The following is a 19,088-nucleotide window of genomic DNA, read 5'->3' on the forward strand; positions in this document are numbered from 1 at the left end:
CTATGTCGAGCCTGACCTCACGTGATCGCCGTTGCCTAGAACCGTTCCTCGACATGGGCAGCGGTCTCGTGCTCAACTTTTCCGACCGAACGATGGGTGAGTTCTTCCAGGAACAGGTTGGCCTCAACATCTACGACGAGAAGTACCAGTTCAAAGGCACGTCCAAGGCCAAGCGGATGCGTGCCTTCTGGGAGCTGGAGTCCGACCACACGGTCGCTCGGGCGCTCGACGCGCTGATCGAATGGGGTGAGGAGTTTCGATGCTTGCCGGACGACCCGCAACAGCGGGCCGCCGTCGAGGCGATCATTGCCCGGCTGAAACTCAGCAGTCCGGTCCCCGAGGTTGACGCCTTTACGGCGAGCGTCAACGCTCTGGACTTCACCGCTGCGGCGAAGCACATTCGGGCCGCGATCGAGGCGAACGAGCCCGCCACGGCTTTGGACCGCGTACACGTCTTCATGATGAAGTTCTTGCGGACGCTCTGCGAGCGACGCGGCATTGCCGTCACGCGCGAGAAACCGTTGCACAGCCTGATGGGTGAGTACGTGAAGCACCTGCGTGGCTCCGGTCAGATCGAAAGCGAAATGACCGAGCGGATCCTCAAGACCAGCATCTCGACCCTGGAAGCGATGAACGCGGTTCGCAACGACCAAAGCCTGGCGCACGACAATCCCATGCTGAATCACGACGAGGCCGTTCTGATCGTCAGCCACATCGGTGGCCTTGTCCGTTTTCTCAAAACCATCGAAGCGAAGACCCAGGCCAGCCAGTCATGACCACCCAGAAGACCTCCAAACGCGGCGAGTTCAACCCCAACTGGCCAGTGCCCGACGATTACCTGCTCGAACTCGGGCGCATGGTGAGCGTGTGGGGCTCCCTCGAATCGACGACGGCGGTCGCGATCTCGAAACTGGCCGGCTACGAGTCGCCGACCGACATCCGCGCGTTGGCGATGGTGGCGCACAGCAACTTCCAGCAGCGGGTGGACATCGTAAGCTCCCTGTGTGGGCAGCTCGTGGATCAGGTGCCTCATTTAAAGGACTACGAGGCCGTCATCAAGAAGGTACGGGCGGCCCAGGCGGGGCGCAACAAGTACGCGCACAACGCGCTTTCTCTGGACGAGGATGGTCTGGTTCACATCGCATACATGTCGGCCCGCGGCACCTTCAAGACCAACGTTGAGATCGTGCGGGTCGCCGACATCAAGGAGGTCACCGCCAAGATCCACGAAGCGGCGGTGGCGCTGCATGGATTGATCACCAATACCGCAACCAAACCCATGTGGGAGCGCTGAGCGCAGGTTGGGCAACAGCGTTGGCGGCTTGGGCGGAGGTCATCGGCGTTTGCTCAAGCGCAGCGTTCGAAGGCAGCGCCTCCACCAGGCCCTCTTCGGGTAGGGGGCCGGCAGGTTGCGGAAGCGGAAGGGGGTCCCGCTCTCGGGGGCTTCCAGGAAGATCCGCAACCCGATGTTGCCTGGGCGCGGGTCCGTCTCCTCGAAGATCCGCTCGAAGTCCGCCTGCGCCACCGGGTCCGGGCGACCGTCGGGCCACTTCGCGAACGCGTGGACGATGACCGCCGAATGCGGTTCGATCCCGCCGGTGCGCTGGGCCCGGGGGACGGCGACGGGTTCGCGGTAATAGGTCGGCTGGTGGTACGCGTCGCCTTGGAGCGCGAGGTAGAACAGGTTGCGCCAGTGCTCCTCGTGGTCGTCGGCGATCCGGCGGTGGACCTTCACGCCGATCTCGCGCTTCAGCGCCTTGTACGTTTCCAGGTTGCGGGCGGCCGTCAGCCAGTTCAACCGGTTGGGCGGGACCGGGGCGGTCTGGGTGCCGTCAACGGTCAGGGCGTTGTACGCGCGTTCGAGCGCTCGCACGGCCTGGTCGAGCAGCGCCGCGCTTTTCTGGTAGCGCAACGGGCGGGTGATGGCGAAGACCGAGATGAGCACGGTCACCACCGGCACGGCACCGGCCAGCAGCCGCAGCTCGCCTTCGGTGAGGTGCTCGATGAACGACATCACCGCCGTCCACGTGTGCGACAACCACGCGATCATGCCCGACCTCCGGGTGCGGGCACGCTCAGCGCGACGGGCGCGAGGTCCACGCTCAGGCGGTACTCCATGAGCTGAACGCGCGGGGCGACCTTGCCGGCGTATTTCAGCTTGTCGGAGATCGAGTTCGCCACGATCACCCCGGACACGGTCTTGCCCTTGGCCACGTGGTGCTCGATCCACCCCATGTAGCGCTGCACCTGACCCAGCGCGGCGTCCGGCCCCCGGCCCAGCTTCAGCTCGAACACCACGAAGTTCCCCTCGCGATCCAGGAACACGAGGTCGGCGGGCCCGCAATCGGTCTGGTACTCCACGCCGTCCCGTCCGTCGGCGTCGACGAACAGGGTGAGGGGGCCGTGCGTGGTGGTGCTGGGCGGGTTCCGCGCCAGGTAGTCCCGCAGGTGGCTCTCGAGCGCGAACGCTCCACCGCCGAACCCATCGTCCACCGGCTCGGCGGTGTCGATGTCGGGCGTGGCGGGCACCTCTTCGGTGGAGTCGTCCACGCGGCGGACCTTCAACCCCTCGGGGGTCTCCTCGATCGACCACAGGCCGTGCTTGTCAGGGTCGTACCAGACGACCTTGCCGCGCCCGGTGGCGTAGAGGAAGTCGTACGGCCCGTTGGCCAGGCGGGGTTTCTTGTTCTCCGGGTAGTGCACCCGGCTCGGGCGGTTGACCGTGCAGATGACGATCTGACAGTTCACCGTTCCCACGTTCAGGTCGGGGTAGTCCTGAGCCAGGATCTGCCGGATCTCGGCGTTGCTGATCTCACGGCCCAGGCCGAGCGGCTTCACCGCGTCGCGGATCAGTTGCCAGATGGGCGGGCGGTTGGTGGGGGTGGTGCTCACGGCTCGGGTCCCTCGCGTTGGTCTTGTCGCTGGGCGCCACGCCCAGGCAGGCACCGATTGAACCACGTCGCATCGTGCGGGCACCAGCGGAAAAGTGTTGCTCTCGGTCGCTGCGCGAACCACCCCCGGGGCTGGAGGCCCGGGCGGGGACAACCGGTGCTGACGCCGATGAGGCCGCAGGCGGGGTTCGTGCGCAGGAGCCCCCGGCTCCGAGGTCTTGCACGGGACACCGTCGACCCGGACGGAAGAGGGGTGCCGTTGCACCCCTTAGCCCCGCGCCCGGCGAACCGCTGGGCTACACCGTCGTCGGCACCGCGATCACCGGCGGCACCACCGGCGTCACCGTCACGACCTCCGGCACCATGCGGAGCTGGTTCGGCGTGAACGTCCGGTAGCGTCCGGTCCACAGCTTGCCGCGACGGTAAAGGAAGCGCCACGTGCTCGGCGCTGCCAGCAGGGCCTTGACCCGGTGGTGGTCGGCCGGGTTCTTCGCACGCACCACGAAGCCCGACGCCCACAGGAAGCGCCCACCGAGTTGCCCGGGGGTCACGTCAACCGGCGTCATCGGGCCGTCCACCATGCACGGCACCAGCAGCAGACACTCGTTCGGGTCGAACGCGTAGAGCCCCTGCTTGCGCCCGTAGGCGTGCCACGCCTCGTAGCCGCGCAGGTCGCCCCCGTCGCGTGCGTGCAGCAGGTCCGAGTGGCCACGGAACCAGTCCAGCACCTCGGGATCGAGCTGCGCCTCGGGCACCACCTTCAGCTCCGCGTCGTACGGGCAGAGCATGCGGTGGGCGTGCTGGACGTCGGCGAGCGTCTCGGTCTTGGTCAGCTTCAGGAACAGCGGGGCGTCCTGCAACGGCAGGCGCACCTCGCGCCCGTGGCGGTTCGTCGCACGCACCGCGTCACCGTCGACCGTCCAGTTCTCCACCACGTACGCCCCGTTGGCGTTGGTGTTCACCCCCACCAGCACCTCGGCGAGTTCGTCCAGCGTGGTGGCGTCGGGGTCGATCGCGTCCCCGGGCATCGCCGGGTCCAGCGCCCACGCAGCCGGGCCCATCGCTTCGTCGCTCTGGCGGAACGCGACCGTCCACGGGGTGTCGCTCTCGTGCGGCATGTCCGTGCGGAACAGCACCGGTGCCTGGGTGGCCGGGCCGGTCACCACGATCGCGGTCAGCACGCTCGCCCCCAGCGGCCCGAGGAAGACGCGGCGGTGCTCGAAGTCCACCACCGAGCGGACACGCGGGCGCAGCAGGTTGCGCAGGGCCGTCCCGGCCTTGGTGCGCATCCACGCGTTCGGGGCGATCACCACCGAGCGGTCCGACTGGCTCTGCGCCTGCTCGATGAAGGCCTGGTAGAGGTCTGCCATTCCCTTCGCGCAGGTGCTGAACGACGCGCGCACGCGCTTTGCGTAGTCCTTCGGCAGCTTGCCCAGCCCCACGTACGGCGGGTTGGCGATCGTCACGGAGAACGTGCCGGGCCAGCCGTCGAACAGGGCATCCCCGACGCGGGCGTTCAGCTCCGACGTCACGCCGTGCTCGGAGAAGAACGTGCGGTAGAGCGTGCGGAGATCTTCGACCGCCTGACCGTCCAGATCACCGACGAACAGCTTCTGCTCGCAGTAGCGCGCGACCTGCTCGTGCGTCAGGCCACGGGCCAGCCAGTGGGCGACGATGGCGAACACGATCGACCCACGGCCGCACGACGGCTCCAGCACCGTTTCGTGGGGCTGCAGGCGGGCCAGCTCGACCATCGCGCTCGCCAGCTCGAACGGGGTGTAGACGACCCCGCCGACCATGCGCCCCTGGGCGTCCATCCCCGACGCGCGGACCAGCTCGGCGATGCGCTCGTACACCGCCGGGATCGTCATGGGCGCGACGGCAGGCTCCGCCACCGGCTCGGTCGGCGAAACGGCGGCCGGTTCCTCGACGGCCGGCTGGACCACCACCTCGGCGACGTCCGCGAACCAGTCGGTGGCGGCGAACAGGCGGTCGACCACGGCGGTCTCGTAGGCCCGCACCATCTCGCCGTTGGCGATGCTCGGGTTCCCGGCGACGCAGGCCTTGATCGGGGACCAGTCCACGGCTTCGAAGAGCGCGCGGACCTCGGCGACCCGGTTGCGGTCGGTCACGCGCACGAGGCGGTGGGAGTTCTTGCTCAGGTGCTTGGCGTCGAGGTCCTTCACCGCGCCGGCGTTCACCCCGATGCGCTGGATCGCGAAGTCGGCGGTGTCGCGCTGGGCGTACGGCACGAACGCGAAATCCGCGTGCGTGGTGGGCAGCACGATCAGCGCGCGCTGCTCGTCGCGGCGCTCCCACACCTGGAAGACCGTGGGCACCGCGGCCGGCTGGCCCTCGAAGATGAACGCGTCGAGCGGCAGCACCTCCTCGTGGACGAGGTGGAACGCGCGGGCGAGCTTGTTCTGGACCGACGGTTTTTGCCACGAGCGCGGCACGATGAACGCGATGCGTTCGGCGCCCAGCTCGGCGCAGCGGTTGAAGAACGCGACGTCGTGCTTGAACGGCGGGTTGCCCACCACCACGAGCGGGCGATCGTCACCGGTCGGGGGCGTCCAGTTAAGGAAATCCGCCTGAACGGCCCCCGGGCACTTCGGGTCGAGGTCCACCCCGAGGGCGTCCTCGGGCAGCAGCGAGAGGAATGCCCCGGTGCCGCACGACGGCTCGAGCCAGCGCACGCCGTGCGACCAGCGATCACCGAGGTGGTCGGCGATCAGCTCGTCGAAAAGGCGTTGAGCCAGTTGGGGGTTGGTGTAAAACTGGTCGAGATCACGACCGATGGAGTTGCGTTGGGTCTTCACGAGGTCCGCTCCGAAGTGGATGGACCTCTACTTTTTTCTCCCACACCTCCGTAGCTGAGTCGCTCCCCGCACGGGGCCTGGACCGCTTCGCGACTCACTTCCCGTAGCCCCGCGTCCCGGAAGGGCTGCCGCCCGTCGGGCTACAATCCCTGGAACAACACGACCAGCACACCGGGGGCGGGATGGCGACGGGCAAGGCAGCAGGGAAGGCGAACGCAACGACCAAAACGAAACGATCGGACGAGCGCGCGGACGACTGGAAGACCGTCCGGGGCAAGGCCTGGTCGCGCACGATGCGCTCGACGGTGGAGCGGGTGCTCAACCGGTCGGAGGACCTGCCGCCCCGGCTACGGGAGCCGCGTTTTCGCGCGCACCTGCTGCTGTCGTTGAAGCACCTCACGGGGGACGGGCGCGACGTGGACGACGCCCCGGACAAGGTGTGGATGATCTCGGGCCGGCAGATGGACAAGCTCAACGAGGCGCAGCGCGAGCAGCAGGGCGGTACCACGGGCAACGCCTGGACCCGGTGGGAGAACGGGGCGAACGTGCCGTCCGAGGACAAGATCCGCGGCACCTTCGGGCTGTTCCCCGGACACGAAACGGTGCTGGGCACCGACCACGACGGCAAGCCCTTTAAGGCGATCGACGTGGGCTTCGCGGAACTGTACTGGTCGGTCGGCCCGTGCGCGGACGACACTGTGACACCCGTACCGCTTTGGGCGATGATGGGCGGCGACACCTCGATCGCGGCCCTCTGGGTCCCCGTTCTGCGCTACCACGACGGCAGCGGCTTGGAGGGTCACGCGGTCGCGGACCACTTGGACACTGGCGTGGCGTTCGTCCGTTCGGACGTGCCGGCGGCGGGATCCGGGGCGAAGCATTCGATGTTCCCCAAGCCTGGCTTCACCCGATCGCCCGACGCAGCACCGTCGGCGTTCGACGGCCCGGCGCGCGCAGCGAACCTGCGTCTGAACCGGCGCCCGTTGCTCAACCCCGACCTCTCGCCGGCGGATCAGGTCACCCTCCTGAAGGCGAATACCAGCCACCAGGCGCAGCAGCTCGCCGAGCTGGGTGCGGATAGCTTTCTGCACCTCATGGGCGTCAGCAGCACCGAACGTGCGGGTGAGGGCAGCGCGCTCAGCGTGGGCGACGTAATCGTGCTGGCCTTGGCCACGATCTTCGCGAAGGGTGAGCGGGGCGACCTGCGCAGCCGGCTGGAAGACCCGGTCTTCACGGCGCTGCGCGAGCGGCACCGCGCGATCGTCCGGTGGGCCGCTCCGTTTGGGATCGAGGCCGGCGTGCGTCGCTGGTTGCGCACGCTGCACGGCGATTACCTGGACCGCAACGGCTACGCGTTCCTGCCGGTGGAGACACCGGCACGGCCAGACGAGGAGCTGGAGTACGACCGGGACGACCCGGAAGCGGAGTACCTGGCGCACGAGGACAACGTGCCCACCGTCACCGCCGAGCGCGCCCGTCAGGGGCGTTTGAGCGGCGATCAACGGCTTTCCCGTCGGCGCAAGGCCTGACGTTCATCGGCTCCGCACCCTGGGGCCGGCCACCGATCGGTACCCCGGCTTCCTGCCCGGGTTCCCCGGGGTTTGTTGCCACGGGACCGCTGACCCCATTCCCACCACGTGAGTTGCGCGGCGTCCAAACCGCGACGCTGGCGTAACTCAGCCTGGGCGCCCCCCCCACCCACACTGGTCTCCGTCGAAACAACTTCACGGTGACCGGCATGACCCAGCAGACCCATACCTTCGCATTCCCGGGCAAACGCGCCCACCCGATGGTGGACGTCAAACCGCTGATCGAGCAGTCCTGCACCCACGTCCCGGCGTGGGTAGCGCAGGTGCTCGTGCCGCACGACACGTTCGAGGAATGCGGCCAGCAGATTGACCGCAACCTCCCGATCGCCAGCCCGACCTACGCCGAAGCCCTCTGGTGGTCGCTTTTGCTCCGCATCCTCCGGGACGGCTCGGGCCGCATCGTGGTGCGGATGCCGCTCGACGACATCGGCCCGATCGACGGCTAAGGAGGATGGTCGACGCCTAACCCCTCTCCGCATCGCCCAGCGCTTGAGTCGTCCACGGTGCTGGGCGACCCCGCCTCACGACTCACCCAGAGTGGCCCCCCTCGCGATACTGAACCCATCGACACCACACACCCACGGAGCAACCCCATGACCACCACGAACATCGCAGCAATCCGTCGCCCGATCACGTCCATCGACCAGTTGATGAAGGAGGCCGATGCCCTGATCCAGCGCTACTTCAAGAACGAAATCTCGCTTGAAAAGGCACGCTGCGTGCTGGACAAAACGTTGATGTCGGCGGCGCTGGAAACGATCGGGGGTCCCGACGCCGCCACCGCTGTTCTGGAGGCGGCCGTGGCGCTAGACCACCCGGCGTTCGTGAGGGAACTGCTCGATGCCGGTGCGAATCCCGACGGTCTCAAGTTCGACGGGTACGGCCCGGAAAGCAATGGCTGCCCCCTCGCTACTGCGATCTTCGACATCTATGAAATCAGCAGCGCGTTCATCATCAACATGCTGCTGATCGAAGGGGCAACGCCGGACCGTCGCCGCACCGGGGACACCCTTCTGCACGCGCTCGCACGCGGCGGAGATCTGCTGGGCGCCGACCCGGACCGCGCGCAATGCTTCCATTGGATGGTCGCTGCCGGTTGGGTGGTGAACGCTCGCAACGACGACGGCGCCACCCCTCTGATCGAAGCGGCCAATCTGGGGAACCACTACGCGGTCGCGGCACTGATCGCGTTGGGCGCCGACGTCCACGCCGTCGACGTCTATGGGTACAGCGCCCTCGATATGGCACTGAAGAGCATCGATCAGAACGGGGTCGCGGCCTGCGTTGAAGCGCTGGTCGGCGCTGGGGCGAAACCGTGCAAGCCGTGCGGCGACGATTACTACGAAGAACGGGAACGCCTGCGCGGGGAGTATGACCAGATCACCCAGCGTATCAAGACCAACGGCGATCTCACCGAGCTGGTCCAGATCCTCGACAAGGGGCAACACCTCGAATCCCGGGTGGACAACGAGGGCGCCACGCCCCTGATCGTCGCGGCCAAGCATGGCAACCACAAGGTTTTGACCTTCCTGATGGGGTGTGGGGCAAACATCAACGCGGTGGATCACGACGGCCTGAACGCTCTGGACCATGCGGTGGGTGCGGCACGCCAGTGCCGCACGGAGCTGCTGCTCAGCGTGGCGATGGCCACGCAGCCGGTAGGTGCGTAGCGCCGTTTGCAGGCCGGCCGGCACGCGTGAGTCGCGACACCCCGGGGGTGAGCTCGGGCTCGCGACTCACCCAGGGCGGCCCCCCTCGCGATACTGAACTCATCGACACTACCCACCCACGGAGCAACCACATGACCACCGGCATCGCCAACGCCTCCCTGTGCGCCGCGGCGTTTCTCGGCGACCTCGATGCCATCCGCGCGCACCTCGACGACGGGGCGGACATCAACGGCACGACGACGAACCACGCCGGCGAAGCGCTCACCCCGCTGATGTGGGCCAGCGCCGGCGGCCGTATCGAGGCGATGTACATCCTGCTCGCGCAAGGCGCATCGCCCACCTACACCGACCCGCAGACCGGCGTGACGGCGTTGCACTGCGCAGCGATGGCCAACCAGCCGGAAGCGGTGGCGGTGCTGATGGTCCATGGCGCGGACCGTCATGCGACGGCGGACCACAACCAGGGCACCGAGCTTGTGAAGCCCATCGACCTGACCCGACCCGGAACGGCGGCGCACGCGCTGCTGAGCCGCTGAACCCTGAATCGTCCCAACCACCCGTTTTCCACCACCAAGGAGCTTGACCATGGCCACCCAGATCCAATGCACGTCCGCAGAACTGCCGAACCTCATGCCGTTGCTCGCTACGCTGACCGATTTCACGTTGAACGTGATCCCGGCGGCGATCACCACCGCCGCGCAGGCCGCTCAGGCGGTCGTACAACCGGCGGTTCCCACTCCGGTGGCGCAGGTGGTGGCACCCACTCCTGTGGCCCCGGTGGCTTCCGTGGCTCCGGTGGAGGACTCGGCGACCATGAGCACCGCGGAGGTGATGGAGCTGTTCGACTACGCCACGCCGCAAGCGGTGGCGGACCTGATGCAGCGCGCCGAGATCCCTGCGGTTCAGCGCGGGCGCAACAACTATTACGAGCGTGCCAAGGTGCTGGCCCTGAAGAAGCTGTACAGCGAGACGTTCAGCCTGTCCGAAGCCTCGGAGCTGGTGGGCTACAAGAACCCGTCGGGCCTGCTGCTGCACATCGGGCAGCGCCGCATCACGCCGACGATGGTGGCGGGCCACATGCGCTTCCGCGTGAAGGACCTCGAGCAGTTCGAGAAGCTGCGCGGACCGGTCCGCCGCCGCTGGTAAGCCCGGCATCACCACTCGCATCACCGCAGTTCCAGCACCACCCGCACCACCCGCAACACCCAGCGCCACGGCGCTCCTCCTCGCGACACGTCCGGGCCCCACCGGAGAGATCGCCCCGGTTCGTCGGGGGCTTCCACCGTTCCACGCATCCCCCCAACGCCAACCACCGGGAGACCCCCATGGCCATGCAGAACCGCGTCCTCGGCACGCCGTACGCGCGCCGTCCGATCGACCCGATCGCCGTCCAGGCGTCGGCCGCTCGCTCCGTTTCGATCCCGATGCCGCCGCACGGGGTCCCGTACGACTACTACGCGGCGGCGTACCTGCTCGCGGTGCAGACCGCCAACCAGCGCGGGGCGGTGCTCGCCCTCGACCTGGTGCGCAAGGCCCACACCGTCGACCTGCTGGGCATGGCGCTGCTGGGCGACCTGGCCGCCGGCGAGATGGTGGAGGTGCGCGAAACCCTGTCCTCGCCGTTGGCGGTGGAGCACCTGCACCGCGTGCGCTACCACCAGGACGACCAGGGCGGGGCGTTCGTCGCGTTCAAGGACCTCACGCCGCTGCACGTGGTGGCCCTGCACGGCATGGCGAAGTTCGTCCGCCCGTTGCTCAAAGTCGGGGTGAATCCCCGTGCGCGGACCGCGTGCGGCAAGACCGCTCGCGACCTGGCGGAGCGCCGCGGCCACCACGCGGTGGTGAAAGCCCTGACCGCCCGGGGCGCATGAGCACCGTTCCCGTTGAGTCGCGCCGTGCGTTTTCGACGAGCGGTCGGCGACTCAGCGGGGGAGGCCCGAGCCTGGACACTGGACCGGTCTCAACCAACCCACGAGGACACCACCATGGGATTCATTCCGGAACTGATTGACACGCAATCCCCTGACCACTTGGACGGCGCCGGCTGGCTCACCTGTCCGGAACGTATGGACGACGCGGGCCGTCGCAACCTCCCGACCGTCAGCCGCTTGATCTGCGAACTGGGCGAGGAGCTGGACCAGGAAATGCCGCCGCGGGCGTGGATGGCAGGACGCTTCCAGACGGTATTGAAGCACCTCGCCGCTGGGTCGCAGGACCACTACGTCATGGGCCCGCTGGTGCTGCGCGCGAGCGCGACCACGTGGGCATACGTGGCCGCGTTTTACCGCAACGGCGAGTGGGTGGCCCAGCTCCACGTCGGCGGCACCTTGTAACCCGACCCCCTGACCACCGCATCCCAAACCCACCAGGAGAACCGTATGGCCCGCAAAACCACCACGAGCACGACCACCACGACGAAGGCGTTCACCGACCGTGTGGAACGCTTCGCGCAGAACAACCCGATCCGCTCGGGCGTGAAGGCGATCCTTGACGACATCATCCAGTTGCAGTTCAACGTGTTGTCGGTCACGGCCCCGATGATGTACGCCCTGACCGCGGGCGCGGCGTGGTTCAACAAGGATCACCTGATCGCGCTGGACGAGTACCGCGGCCACCCGCAGGCATGGGCGGAGCAGTTGGCCCTTGGCGCGATGTACTTGGAGCTGGTGAAGACCTCGGCACCGTTCACCGACGTGCTGGGGGACGTCTACGGGTCCGCAATCGCACCGAAGCAGGCCAAGGCGATGGGGCAACACCTGACGCCGGCCGGTCTGGCGGACGGGCTCGCGCGCTTCGCGGCCCAGATGGGCCAGGGCGCGACGACCGGGGAGGCAAACCGGCCGTTCAACGCCAGCGAAGGCCAGATCGTATGCGACCCGGCGTGCGGCACCGGCGCGTTGCTGCTGGCAAACCTCCGTCAGGCGTTCGCGGCCCACGGGAAGGAAGGGGTGGCGCGCATGTACGTGTTCGCGAACGACATCGACCCCGCCATGGTGAAGGCCACGGTGGTGCAGATCGTGCAGTCCAGCATCCTGCACAACGTGCCGTTTGGCGGGCTGCGGGTGCATTGCTCCGACCTGATCCGCCACTACCACGACGCGACGGCCGACACGGTGGCGGTTCAGATTTGCCCGAACCGTGTCCGCAGCGCGGAGCACGCCTGTGACGAGACGGCCCGCAAGGAGGCGAAGGCAGGTCAGGCGACCACGAGCACGGTGGCTTAACCGATCCGAACCCCGGGGCGCGATGGGCGCCCTGTTCAACGCACAAACAGCAAACTTGGAGAACTGCATGAACGACAAGCCGTACGCCAACGGGGCGATGATCAAAATGCTCGTCAACGTGTTTGAGGTGAGCCGGAACGAGTACGAGAGCGAACACGAGCAAACGTTGCTCCACTACGCGGCCTGGGCAGGAAATGCCGAAGCCGCGCATGCGCTGATCGAGCTGGGGGCGGAGGTCGATGCCAAAACGCTCGACGGGCACACGCCGCTTCTTTTTGCCGTGCAGCAGCGCTCGGTCGACACCGTACGGGTGTTGATCGAGGCGGGTGCTGACGTGAACGCAGAGGACGAGTCGAACCGTTCCATTCTCGATCACCTCTTTTTGGACAACATGGTTGAGACCACCCGTCGGAACGATCTGCGCGTGATCCGGCTGCTGCTTGACGGTGGGGCCGATCCGACGTTGGGCCTGACCTTTGCCCTCGGCGAAGACCATGGCTTGGGCGTGCGCGCGACGGTGCGCGCCGGCGCCGACGTACAGGCCGCATGCGCCGACGCGGGCGACCAAGCTGGGGCATGCGCACTCCGGCAGATCGACATCCTCCGTGCGCGGCGTGAAAAAAAACCGACGGACAACCGGGGCTGATGGGGATCGAAACCCGGTGCTGACGCCGATGGGGCCGAAGGCCGGGGTTCGCGCCCAGGAGCCTCCGGCTCCGGTGGGGTTGCGACGTGCGAACGCAGGGCAGAAGGTGGGTGCCAGGGCACGGGTCGACCGTTCGTCCGAAGGGCGGCCCCACGGCTTGACGGGCCACCTGGACCCGCTAGGTTAAACGTATAGGGTACGCGCCAACGCAAAGCCCATTCACCCCCGGAGACCACATCATGTCCACCCATGCCCCACACAATCCGCTCTCCCGCCTCGAAGGGCTCACGCCCGAGGAGGTGGCCGAAGCGTTGACGCACATCCGCTCCATCCGCCCGGAGCCGGGCTACTTCGACACCATGGCCGAGAGGGCTTATGCCGTCCTTTTCACCCGTCTGGGTGCTGAGCGTTGTGCTTCCACCGAGGCTGAGGTTGACCCCGTGCTGCAAGAGCTGGACGCCGGCGACCAGGATTCTGGCCTCACCGTCTAGCTGTGCCACGGCACATCCAACGCAGCGCCCCGGCCCGTACTTGACGGGCCGAAAGTACCCACTAGCCTGGACCGCGTCCGACCCGATCCAGGAGGTGCGCCGTGCCCATGCTGATGTTGAACGTCCCCTTTGCGCAAAAGGAGGAGGCCAAAGCCTTGGGGGCGCGCTGGAACCAGGCCGAGAAGAAATGGTACGTCCCCGACCACGTGGACCCGGCGCCGTTCCTGGCCCGGCCCGAGTGGACCGACCCGGAGTATGTCCCGCCGCCGCAGGTGCCCGGCAAGGGTCCGAAATGGCCGCTGTACGTCGACCTGATCCCGCGCACGGCCTGGTTCTCCAACCTCCGGTCGGAGCTGAACGAGGCCGAGTGGACGGCGTTGAAGCGTCGGACGTTCGACGCCGCCGGGTGGGTGTGCGAAGTCTGCACCTGCAAGGGGCCCAAGTGGCCGGTGGAGTGCCACGAGCGGTTCAACTACGACGAGGAGACGGGAGTCCAGACCCTGACGGGCACCATCGCCCTGTGCCCGTCCTGCCACGAGAGCACGCACATGGGGTTCGCCCGCACCCGGGGCCGCGAGGCTGAAGCCATGGCGCACCTCATGGCGGTCAACGGCTGGACCGATCCGGAAGCACGCCAGCACGTCCAGGAGGCGATGCGCACGTACGGCCGGCGCAGCGCACGGGACTGGCAGTTCGACGCCCGCTGGTTGCTCGGCCGGCTCGACCTGTCAGAGGAGACTCGGGAGAAGATCATGGGGCACGCGGAAGGCCTGGCCCCGCGGATCGTCACCGAGGAGCAGCAGGGGATCCGGGACGCCCACGCCTACGAGGGGCAGGACAACGGGCTGTTCGACGACTTCTTTCACCAGCCCAACTGATTGGCCTACGCCCGTGCCCTGGCACGGGCCTATTTTTGGCCGGGTGGTTGACAGGGGACCAGGACCCGCTAGGTACAAAGGAGAGGCCCCGGCCTGGGGCCATCAATAGGAGGGGGATCTACCGTGCACATCCTGCAATCCTTCGTTCACATCGAGGTGTGGATCGCGATCTTCAGCCTGGCTCTGGCCATCGTTTGGCGGGCCACGCTGGGCGTGGCCATCCTCAGTGCGATGCACCGGGGCGAACGATTCGACGACCGCACGCTGAGCGGCCAAGCCATGAGCGTTGTGGGCACGCTCTGGACCTCGATCAAGCTGGGAGCCTGCCTGTACATCGTGACCGTCATTCCCGTGCCGGCGCTTTGGTTGAACATCCTCCTGGCCCTGTTCCTGCTCGGCGACACGCTCCTCGGCATCCGGAAGATCGTGGGCCTGACCCACCTTGCGGGGCGCCTCGTGGTGGCGAAGGTGGTCCCCAAGCGCTGATCAATCACCAGGTTCATGAAAGCAGGCCCCAGCCTGGGGTCACCACACGGAGGAGACGGCCATGCTCATCACCCTCGGAATCGTTCTGGGGATCCTGCTCGCAGCGTTCCTGCGGCCCATCGCACGGAACACCCTGGCGATCGACTGCTTGACCAGCGCGAGCACGGTCCTGGTGGTCGCGTGCCTGCCCATCCGGGGCCTGCTCGTGAGCATGATCGTCGCGTTGGGCCTTCGGTTGGTCTGGGCCTGGCTCATCAACGGCACGGCGGTGCGACCATGACCACCGTAACCACCGACAGCCTCAACCTGGACCTGCTGAGCTTCGCCGCGGCCGGCAACGCCCTGGGCATCCGGTTCGCGCTGCACTACGGCGCGGACCTCCACGCCACCGACGGGAACCACCGGACGGCGGTACAGCTCGCGGAGCAGAACGGCCACACCCGGCTGGCGCAGTGGCTCCTCGACATGCGGGCCCCGCGCTCCGCGTGAGGGTGGTGGGGCTGGAGCGGGGTGAAAACCCCACCTGGCCGCGGAGCGCCAGGTCGCAACACCGTGCTGACGCCGATGGGGCCGGAGGCACGGGGTGACCGCCCAGGGGAGCTTTGGCTCCCCATTTGGTTGGCGCCACAGCGGCGTATCAATCCGTGCCACGGCACACTCTGAAATCCTCCCCGTCGGCGTTTGACAAGCACGCGGTACCTGCCATGTTGTTCCCACGGCCATCCGGCCGCAGCCACCCACCATGAGGAGACCCGATGCAATACGCCCTGATCACCCTGAAGGACAAGCAGTTCATCATCGACGCCCACGAGTTGAGCGCGCTGGACAACTTCCGCGACGGCATCGCCGACGTGGAACCGAAGCCCAACGAGAACGGCCCGCTGTACGTCGCGTACGGGGTCTACAAGCCCCAGCCCGGCATCGAGTGGGAGGACGCGATGGGCCACCTGCTCGAACGCCAGGACGTCTGGCTGGGCCACATCGCGGGAGAGCGCTGCCATACCCTCGGCTTCCACGCGGTCGAACCGCTCCCGCCGGTCCAGCAGGGCATGTCGTTCAGCATCCCGTTCGCGGCACTGATCCACGCGCACCCGGATCTGATCGAGCAGATCGGCGACCACGACCGGATCCAGGCCTTCACGGCCTTTGTGCGGTTCTGGAACATCAGCCCGGCGGACAATATTTTCAACCGCAAGGGCCTGCTGGCGTTCAAGGGCATCGAACGCCGCGGCACCACCACCGTGACGAAGGAAAACTGGCGCGAGCGCATCGACATCGAGCGCGCCGTCCTAACCGCGTTGCGGATCCACTGACCCGGGCCGCCTCACCAGCACGTGCGACCGTCACCCCGTGGGTGACGGTTCACTTCAGGCGGTGGTTCTACCTGGCTTCGCTGATCTGAGCTTCGATCAAGCCGGAAGCGTTGAGCAGGCAGGCGATGTTGTATTTCAGCTTCAGGTTGAAGCTGTTCTTGGCCGTGAAGGTTGAGGTCACCCTGGTGTTGCCATTCGCTCCGTCGGAGACCGCCACGTCCAACACCCGGGAGAAGTCCACGGTGCTGGGATGGGCCGCGTGAGATTTGGCGTAGCCCTCGCACAGCGCGACCGCCTGCCCATGGTCGATGTTGCGCGGCGCTTCGAACGGCTTGCGGCTGGCGACATCTTGGGGCGTGAAGAACACGTTGAACACCTGGGTGCCCTTGCCGCAGGTGACGTAGAACGTCGGATGCGCCTTGGTGCTGGTCGAACTGAGTGACGCGGAGGACGGGTCGATGTCACCACATCGGGAGTTCTCCCGGTGGATGCGATTCACCCCATCGATGATGGTCTTCTTATAGGGGAGGGTGGACTTGTCGAACTGAAAATCCGCCTCGGTGAAAACCCGTTGTCCCGACGCGTCGACCTGGGGCTTTCGCAGCGCGGTGGACGGCACCCAGCCGATGTGTGTGTCGTGCAGGAAATCCGGATCGGTGACCTGTACGCGGGACCACGATCCTTGGGTGCACTGCTCGTTCACGGTCACGGAGTTGTCGATCGCCATGTACTGCGTGGTGTGCATGATCGCCGTGGCTTTCTCGTTCACGAGCTTCGAGGCCCCGGTCTTCGGAGCAGCCAGGAGCAGGACGTTCTGGCCGTTCACGCTGTAGCTTTTCCCGGTTGCTGTGCTGCCCGGCCCACAAGGGGCCGCGGTCTCTGCGTGAGCGACGTTCAAAAGGGCGGACGTGGCGAAAAGCCAGCCGACAAGAAATACCCGTTTCATGGTGGTCCTTCGTTGTTTTTGGTGGCCGTGATGGCGTGGAAGCCCGTGCGGTTTACGCAGCTCCCGGTGCTCCGTGAAAGTAGCCGCTGAGGAGGACCGGGGTCCGTGCCTTCCCGGTGTAGAACTCAAAATACTCCTCGCCACCGGCCTTTTGCGCGGCGTCGAACGCGGGATCGCCTTGCAGGCGCAACGATTCAAGCGTGTACCCGGTCGGGTCAGGAACGTCCTTGGCGAGAAGCTGGGCATGGCCCATGAGCATCAGGGCGAAGAACTGCTCATCCCCTTGAACCTCGATCCCAGCGCATTGCAGCGCCGCGTCGAAGAAACCGATGAAATACCCACGGACGAACGGCGAGTGGAGCTTGGCTTGGTAGTTGTCGGCCGAGCGACTGATCATTAGGGCTAGCTCCAGGAGATTCGCGGCCCCGTGAACAATACGACCGTCGGGCGATGCCGTCGCCGGCGCTGGCGGTTTTTTCTTGAAAAATCCAAACATGCAGCGTCCTTGATGTTTTGGTTTTGTAAGGTGGGAGCCTAGCATAGGTGTCCCGTGCGCGCGACCGCGCTTGGCCCTCTCGGGCATCCCGGAAAGCGCCATGGGGGCGGAGAAGGACCCGTGGCGACTTCTGACCTGTCACCGGAACTCCACGCGATCGCAGACGCAGAAGCCTCCGCACCCGTCGAAGCGCGCGCCCGGCGTCGCCTGTAACCGCCGGAGGGGAAGCACCTCACCCGCAAGCGATGGCCCGGAGGGCGAGTGGGGCGCGAGCCCCGTTTCTCCTGTGCCCTGGCACGATTAGGTCGTTCTTCGGAATCCCGTCCCGGACGGTTGACGAGCGACCAAGACCCGCTAGGTTGTACCCATAAGCCGCGCGTCCGCATCGGCCATCCAGATGAGTCGCCCCACCATGACCGACACCACCAGCACCGCCCCCTGCTACCCGCTCGACGACTGGGCCTTGGAAGCGGCCATCAACGCGGGCAACACCGACTGGGTAGCCCAGCTCGTCGCCGCCGGCGCAGATCTGACGCGCCCACGGTCCGACACGTACGGGCGAGGTGGCGTGACCCCGCTGGGCCTGGCGGTCCACTTCGGGAGCCCCGACATCGTGGAGCTGCTGCTCGACGCGGGCGCTCCGGTGAACCAGGTCGCGGTGCGGTGGGGCGGTACGGCGCTGCACATGGCCGTGGTGGAGAGCGTGGGCGATGGCGTGGTGGAAATGCTGCTCAAGGCCGGGGCCGACCCACTGCTGACCGACGGGAAGGGGCGGCGCCCGCTCGACTACCTGGGCTGGGCCGTGGCCGAGCACCTGTCCGACGGCGACAAGGACCTGGTGCGCATCGCCACCCGGCTCGCGATCAACACCGCGAAGTTGAACGGGCAGAAACGCCCGAAGCGTCACTGACTTGGAGGGAGGAGACCTCATGCGCAACCCTGACGCCCGCTTTTTCAACGCCTTTCTGATCGGCATGCTCTCGACCAGCGTGCTGGCGATCGCCGTCCTGTTCACCACGGCCGCGATGGCCCCGCGGGCCCATGCGGCGGGCGTGGGTACGACCGTCCCGACGAACATCGCGGTCCCGGTCGGGCTGGAGCACCACACGGTCATCGACGGCGTGAGCCTGGGGTCTCCGCTCGCGGCGATCGGTCCGGCGTGCAAGGGCAACCCCGATCGTGCGACGGTCCCGTGCGTGGTCCGTGAGACGCGCACGCCACCACGGACCGATGCGATTCCGGGGGACGGCTTCTACGACGTGCACGGCATGACGCTGCCGAAGGGGACCACGGACCTCTCGGTGGAGGTCATCCGTGGAGAGGTGCAGGCCGTCTCGTTCACGCTCGACCATCCGTACGGCGAGGACGCATGGTCCTCGGCCATCGCGGCTGCGTTGGGCTCGGTGGCGTTCGTGCCCGCCTCGGCCGCCCGGTATAGCTGGGAACAGGCCCATTGGGTCCTGCCGGACGGCTACCGCCTGACCGTCGGGCCGGAATGGGCATTGATCGGGCAGAGCACCAGGGTGACGGTCGAGAGCGGCCTCTGACCCGGATCGTGCTGCGTTTGACGGGCGAGCGGTTACTTGCAAGTCTGTAACGCTCCACCCGGACCCGTGCCAGGGCACGGCAAGCACCACCG

The 19,088-nt window shown here is 67.0% G+C and carries 24 protein-coding genes; 19 read left to right on the plus strand and 5 right to left on the minus strand.

Annotated elements, in window-relative coordinates:
* Positions 1 to 2 precede the first annotated feature (2 nt).
* Together BKK80_RS08495 and BKK80_RS08500 are read left to right on the plus strand one after the other, a co-directional pair.
* Entirely contained in the window at positions 3 to 776 is a 774-nt protein-coding gene (locus BKK80_RS08495; protein ID WP_071068903.1) for an abortive infection family protein, read from the plus strand.
* Entirely contained in the window at positions 773 to 1,294 is a 522-nt protein-coding gene (locus BKK80_RS08500; RefSeq protein ID WP_071068905.1) for a hypothetical protein, read from the plus strand. The genes BKK80_RS08495 and BKK80_RS08500 overlap by 4 nt, the downstream gene beginning before the upstream one ends.
* A 39-nt stretch (positions 1,295 to 1,333) precedes the next feature.
* On the opposite strand, the gene BKK80_RS08505 is transcribed toward BKK80_RS08500, so the two are convergent.
* From BKK80_RS08505 to BKK80_RS08515, 3 genes are all read right to left on the minus strand, one after another.
* Positions 1,334 to 2,050 (minus strand): hypothetical protein, encoded by a 717-nt coding sequence (locus BKK80_RS08505; RefSeq protein ID WP_071068907.1) that lies wholly within the window; start codon positions 2,048 to 2,050, stop codon positions 1,334 to 1,336.
* Positions 2,047 to 2,892 carry an endonuclease NucS domain-containing protein gene (locus BKK80_RS08510; RefSeq protein ID WP_071068909.1) on the minus strand — a complete coding sequence of 282 codons (846 nt, stop codon included), beginning with the start codon at positions 2,890 to 2,892 and terminating at the stop codon, positions 2,047 to 2,049. Before BKK80_RS08510 ends, BKK80_RS08505 begins: the two co-directional genes overlap by 4 nt.
* Before the next feature lie 295 nt (positions 2,893 to 3,187).
* The gene (locus BKK80_RS08515; protein WP_071068911.1) at positions 3,188 to 5,710 is read right to left on the minus strand and encodes an Eco57I restriction-modification methylase domain-containing protein; all 2,523 of its coding nucleotides are present in this window, start codon (positions 5,708 to 5,710) and stop codon (positions 3,188 to 3,190) included.
* A gap of 182 nt (positions 5,711 to 5,892) precedes the next feature.
* Here BKK80_RS08515 and BKK80_RS08520 point away from each other — a divergent pair, with 182 nt between their 5' ends.
* From BKK80_RS08520 to BKK80_RS08590, 15 genes are all read left to right on the plus strand, one after another.
* Complete coding sequence (locus BKK80_RS08520) at positions 5,893 to 7,239, plus strand: hypothetical protein (RefSeq protein WP_071068913.1); 1,347 nt, start codon at positions 5,893 to 5,895, stop codon at positions 7,237 to 7,239.
* A 209-nt stretch (positions 7,240 to 7,448) separates the two neighbouring features.
* Positions 7,449 to 7,745, plus strand: a complete 297-nt coding sequence (locus BKK80_RS08525) for a hypothetical protein (RefSeq protein WP_071068915.1) — start codon at positions 7,449 to 7,451, stop codon at positions 7,743 to 7,745.
* Between the two features lie 147 nt (positions 7,746 to 7,892).
* On the plus strand, positions 7,893 to 8,969 hold the full coding sequence (locus BKK80_RS08530; protein WP_071068917.1) for an ankyrin repeat domain-containing protein: 1,077 nt from the start codon (positions 7,893 to 7,895) through the stop codon (positions 8,967 to 8,969).
* A 131-nt stretch (positions 8,970 to 9,100) separates the two neighbouring features.
* Positions 9,101 to 9,505 carry an ankyrin repeat domain-containing protein gene (locus BKK80_RS08535; protein ID WP_071068919.1) on the plus strand — a complete coding sequence of 135 codons (405 nt, stop codon included), beginning with the start codon at positions 9,101 to 9,103 and terminating at the stop codon, positions 9,503 to 9,505.
* A gap of 49 nt (positions 9,506 to 9,554) precedes the next feature.
* Positions 9,555 to 10,115 carry a hypothetical protein gene (locus BKK80_RS08540; protein ID WP_071068921.1) on the plus strand — a complete coding sequence of 187 codons (561 nt, stop codon included), beginning with the start codon at positions 9,555 to 9,557 and terminating at the stop codon, positions 10,113 to 10,115.
* A gap of 179 nt (positions 10,116 to 10,294) precedes the next feature.
* Complete coding sequence (locus tag BKK80_RS08545) at positions 10,295 to 10,840, plus strand: ankyrin repeat domain-containing protein (RefSeq protein ID WP_071068924.1); 546 nt, start codon at positions 10,295 to 10,297, stop codon at positions 10,838 to 10,840.
* 114 nt (positions 10,841 to 10,954) lie between these two features.
* Complete coding sequence (locus BKK80_RS08550; protein WP_071068926.1) at positions 10,955 to 11,302, plus strand: hypothetical protein; 348 nt, start codon at positions 10,955 to 10,957, stop codon at positions 11,300 to 11,302.
* A 45-nt stretch (positions 11,303 to 11,347) separates the two neighbouring features.
* Complete coding sequence (locus BKK80_RS08555; protein WP_071068929.1) at positions 11,348 to 12,193, plus strand: N-6 DNA methylase; 846 nt, start codon at positions 11,348 to 11,350, stop codon at positions 12,191 to 12,193.
* Between the two features lie 67 nt (positions 12,194 to 12,260).
* Positions 12,261 to 12,839: an ankyrin repeat domain-containing protein gene (locus BKK80_RS08560; protein WP_071068931.1), complete on the plus strand. Its 579-nt coding sequence runs from the start codon at positions 12,261 to 12,263 to the stop codon at positions 12,837 to 12,839.
* A gap of 239 nt (positions 12,840 to 13,078) precedes the next feature.
* Positions 13,079 to 13,330, plus strand: a complete 252-nt coding sequence (locus BKK80_RS08565; RefSeq protein WP_071068933.1) for a hypothetical protein — start codon at positions 13,079 to 13,081, stop codon at positions 13,328 to 13,330.
* 107 nt (positions 13,331 to 13,437) lie between these two features.
* On the plus strand, positions 13,438 to 14,208 hold the full coding sequence (locus BKK80_RS08570; RefSeq protein WP_071068936.1) for a DUF5710 domain-containing protein: 771 nt from the start codon (positions 13,438 to 13,440) through the stop codon (positions 14,206 to 14,208).
* Positions 14,209 to 14,331: 123 nt separating this feature from the next.
* On the plus strand, positions 14,332 to 14,694 hold the full coding sequence (locus tag BKK80_RS08575) for a hypothetical protein (RefSeq protein ID WP_071068939.1): 363 nt from the start codon (positions 14,332 to 14,334) through the stop codon (positions 14,692 to 14,694).
* Positions 14,695 to 14,755: 61 nt separating this feature from the next.
* Complete coding sequence (locus BKK80_RS08580) at positions 14,756 to 14,974, plus strand: hypothetical protein (RefSeq protein WP_071068941.1); 219 nt, start codon at positions 14,756 to 14,758, stop codon at positions 14,972 to 14,974.
* Positions 14,971 to 15,183 carry an ankyrin repeat domain-containing protein gene (locus BKK80_RS08585; protein WP_071068943.1) on the plus strand — a complete coding sequence of 71 codons (213 nt, stop codon included), beginning with the start codon at positions 14,971 to 14,973 and terminating at the stop codon, positions 15,181 to 15,183. Before BKK80_RS08580 ends, BKK80_RS08585 begins: the two co-directional genes overlap by 4 nt.
* A gap of 266 nt (positions 15,184 to 15,449) precedes the next feature.
* A complete protein-coding gene (locus BKK80_RS08590) occupies positions 15,450 to 16,007 on the plus strand; it encodes a hypothetical protein (protein ID WP_071068944.1) in 558 nt (185 codons plus the stop codon).
* Between the two features lie 67 nt (positions 16,008 to 16,074).
* On the opposite strand, the gene BKK80_RS08595 is transcribed toward BKK80_RS08590, so the two are convergent.
* Both BKK80_RS08595 and BKK80_RS08600 read right to left on the minus strand, forming a co-directional pair.
* Positions 16,075 to 16,953: a hypothetical protein gene (locus tag BKK80_RS08595; protein ID WP_157903176.1), complete on the minus strand. Its 879-nt coding sequence runs from the start codon at positions 16,951 to 16,953 to the stop codon at positions 16,075 to 16,077.
* Positions 16,954 to 17,005: 52 nt separating this feature from the next.
* Positions 17,006 to 17,449 (minus strand): hypothetical protein, encoded by a 444-nt coding sequence (locus tag BKK80_RS08600; RefSeq protein ID WP_157903177.1) that lies wholly within the window; start codon positions 17,447 to 17,449, stop codon positions 17,006 to 17,008.
* Between the two features lie 412 nt (positions 17,450 to 17,861).
* On the opposite strand from BKK80_RS08600, the gene BKK80_RS08605 reads away from it, so the two are divergent.
* A complete protein-coding gene (locus BKK80_RS08605; RefSeq protein ID WP_071068950.1) occupies positions 17,862 to 18,359 on the plus strand; it encodes an ankyrin repeat domain-containing protein in 498 nt (165 codons plus the stop codon).
* A gap of 19 nt (positions 18,360 to 18,378) precedes the next feature.
* Positions 18,379 to 18,996, plus strand: coding sequence for a hypothetical protein (locus tag BKK80_RS08610; RefSeq protein WP_071068952.1), 618 nt, complete (start codon positions 18,379 to 18,381; stop codon positions 18,994 to 18,996).
* The last annotated feature ends 92 nt before the right edge of the window (positions 18,997 to 19,088 follow it).

Origin of the sequence: Cupriavidus malaysiensis (assembly GCF_001854325.1) — a bacterium.
Lineage (GTDB): Bacteria > Pseudomonadota > Gammaproteobacteria > Burkholderiales > Burkholderiaceae > Cupriavidus > Cupriavidus malaysiensis.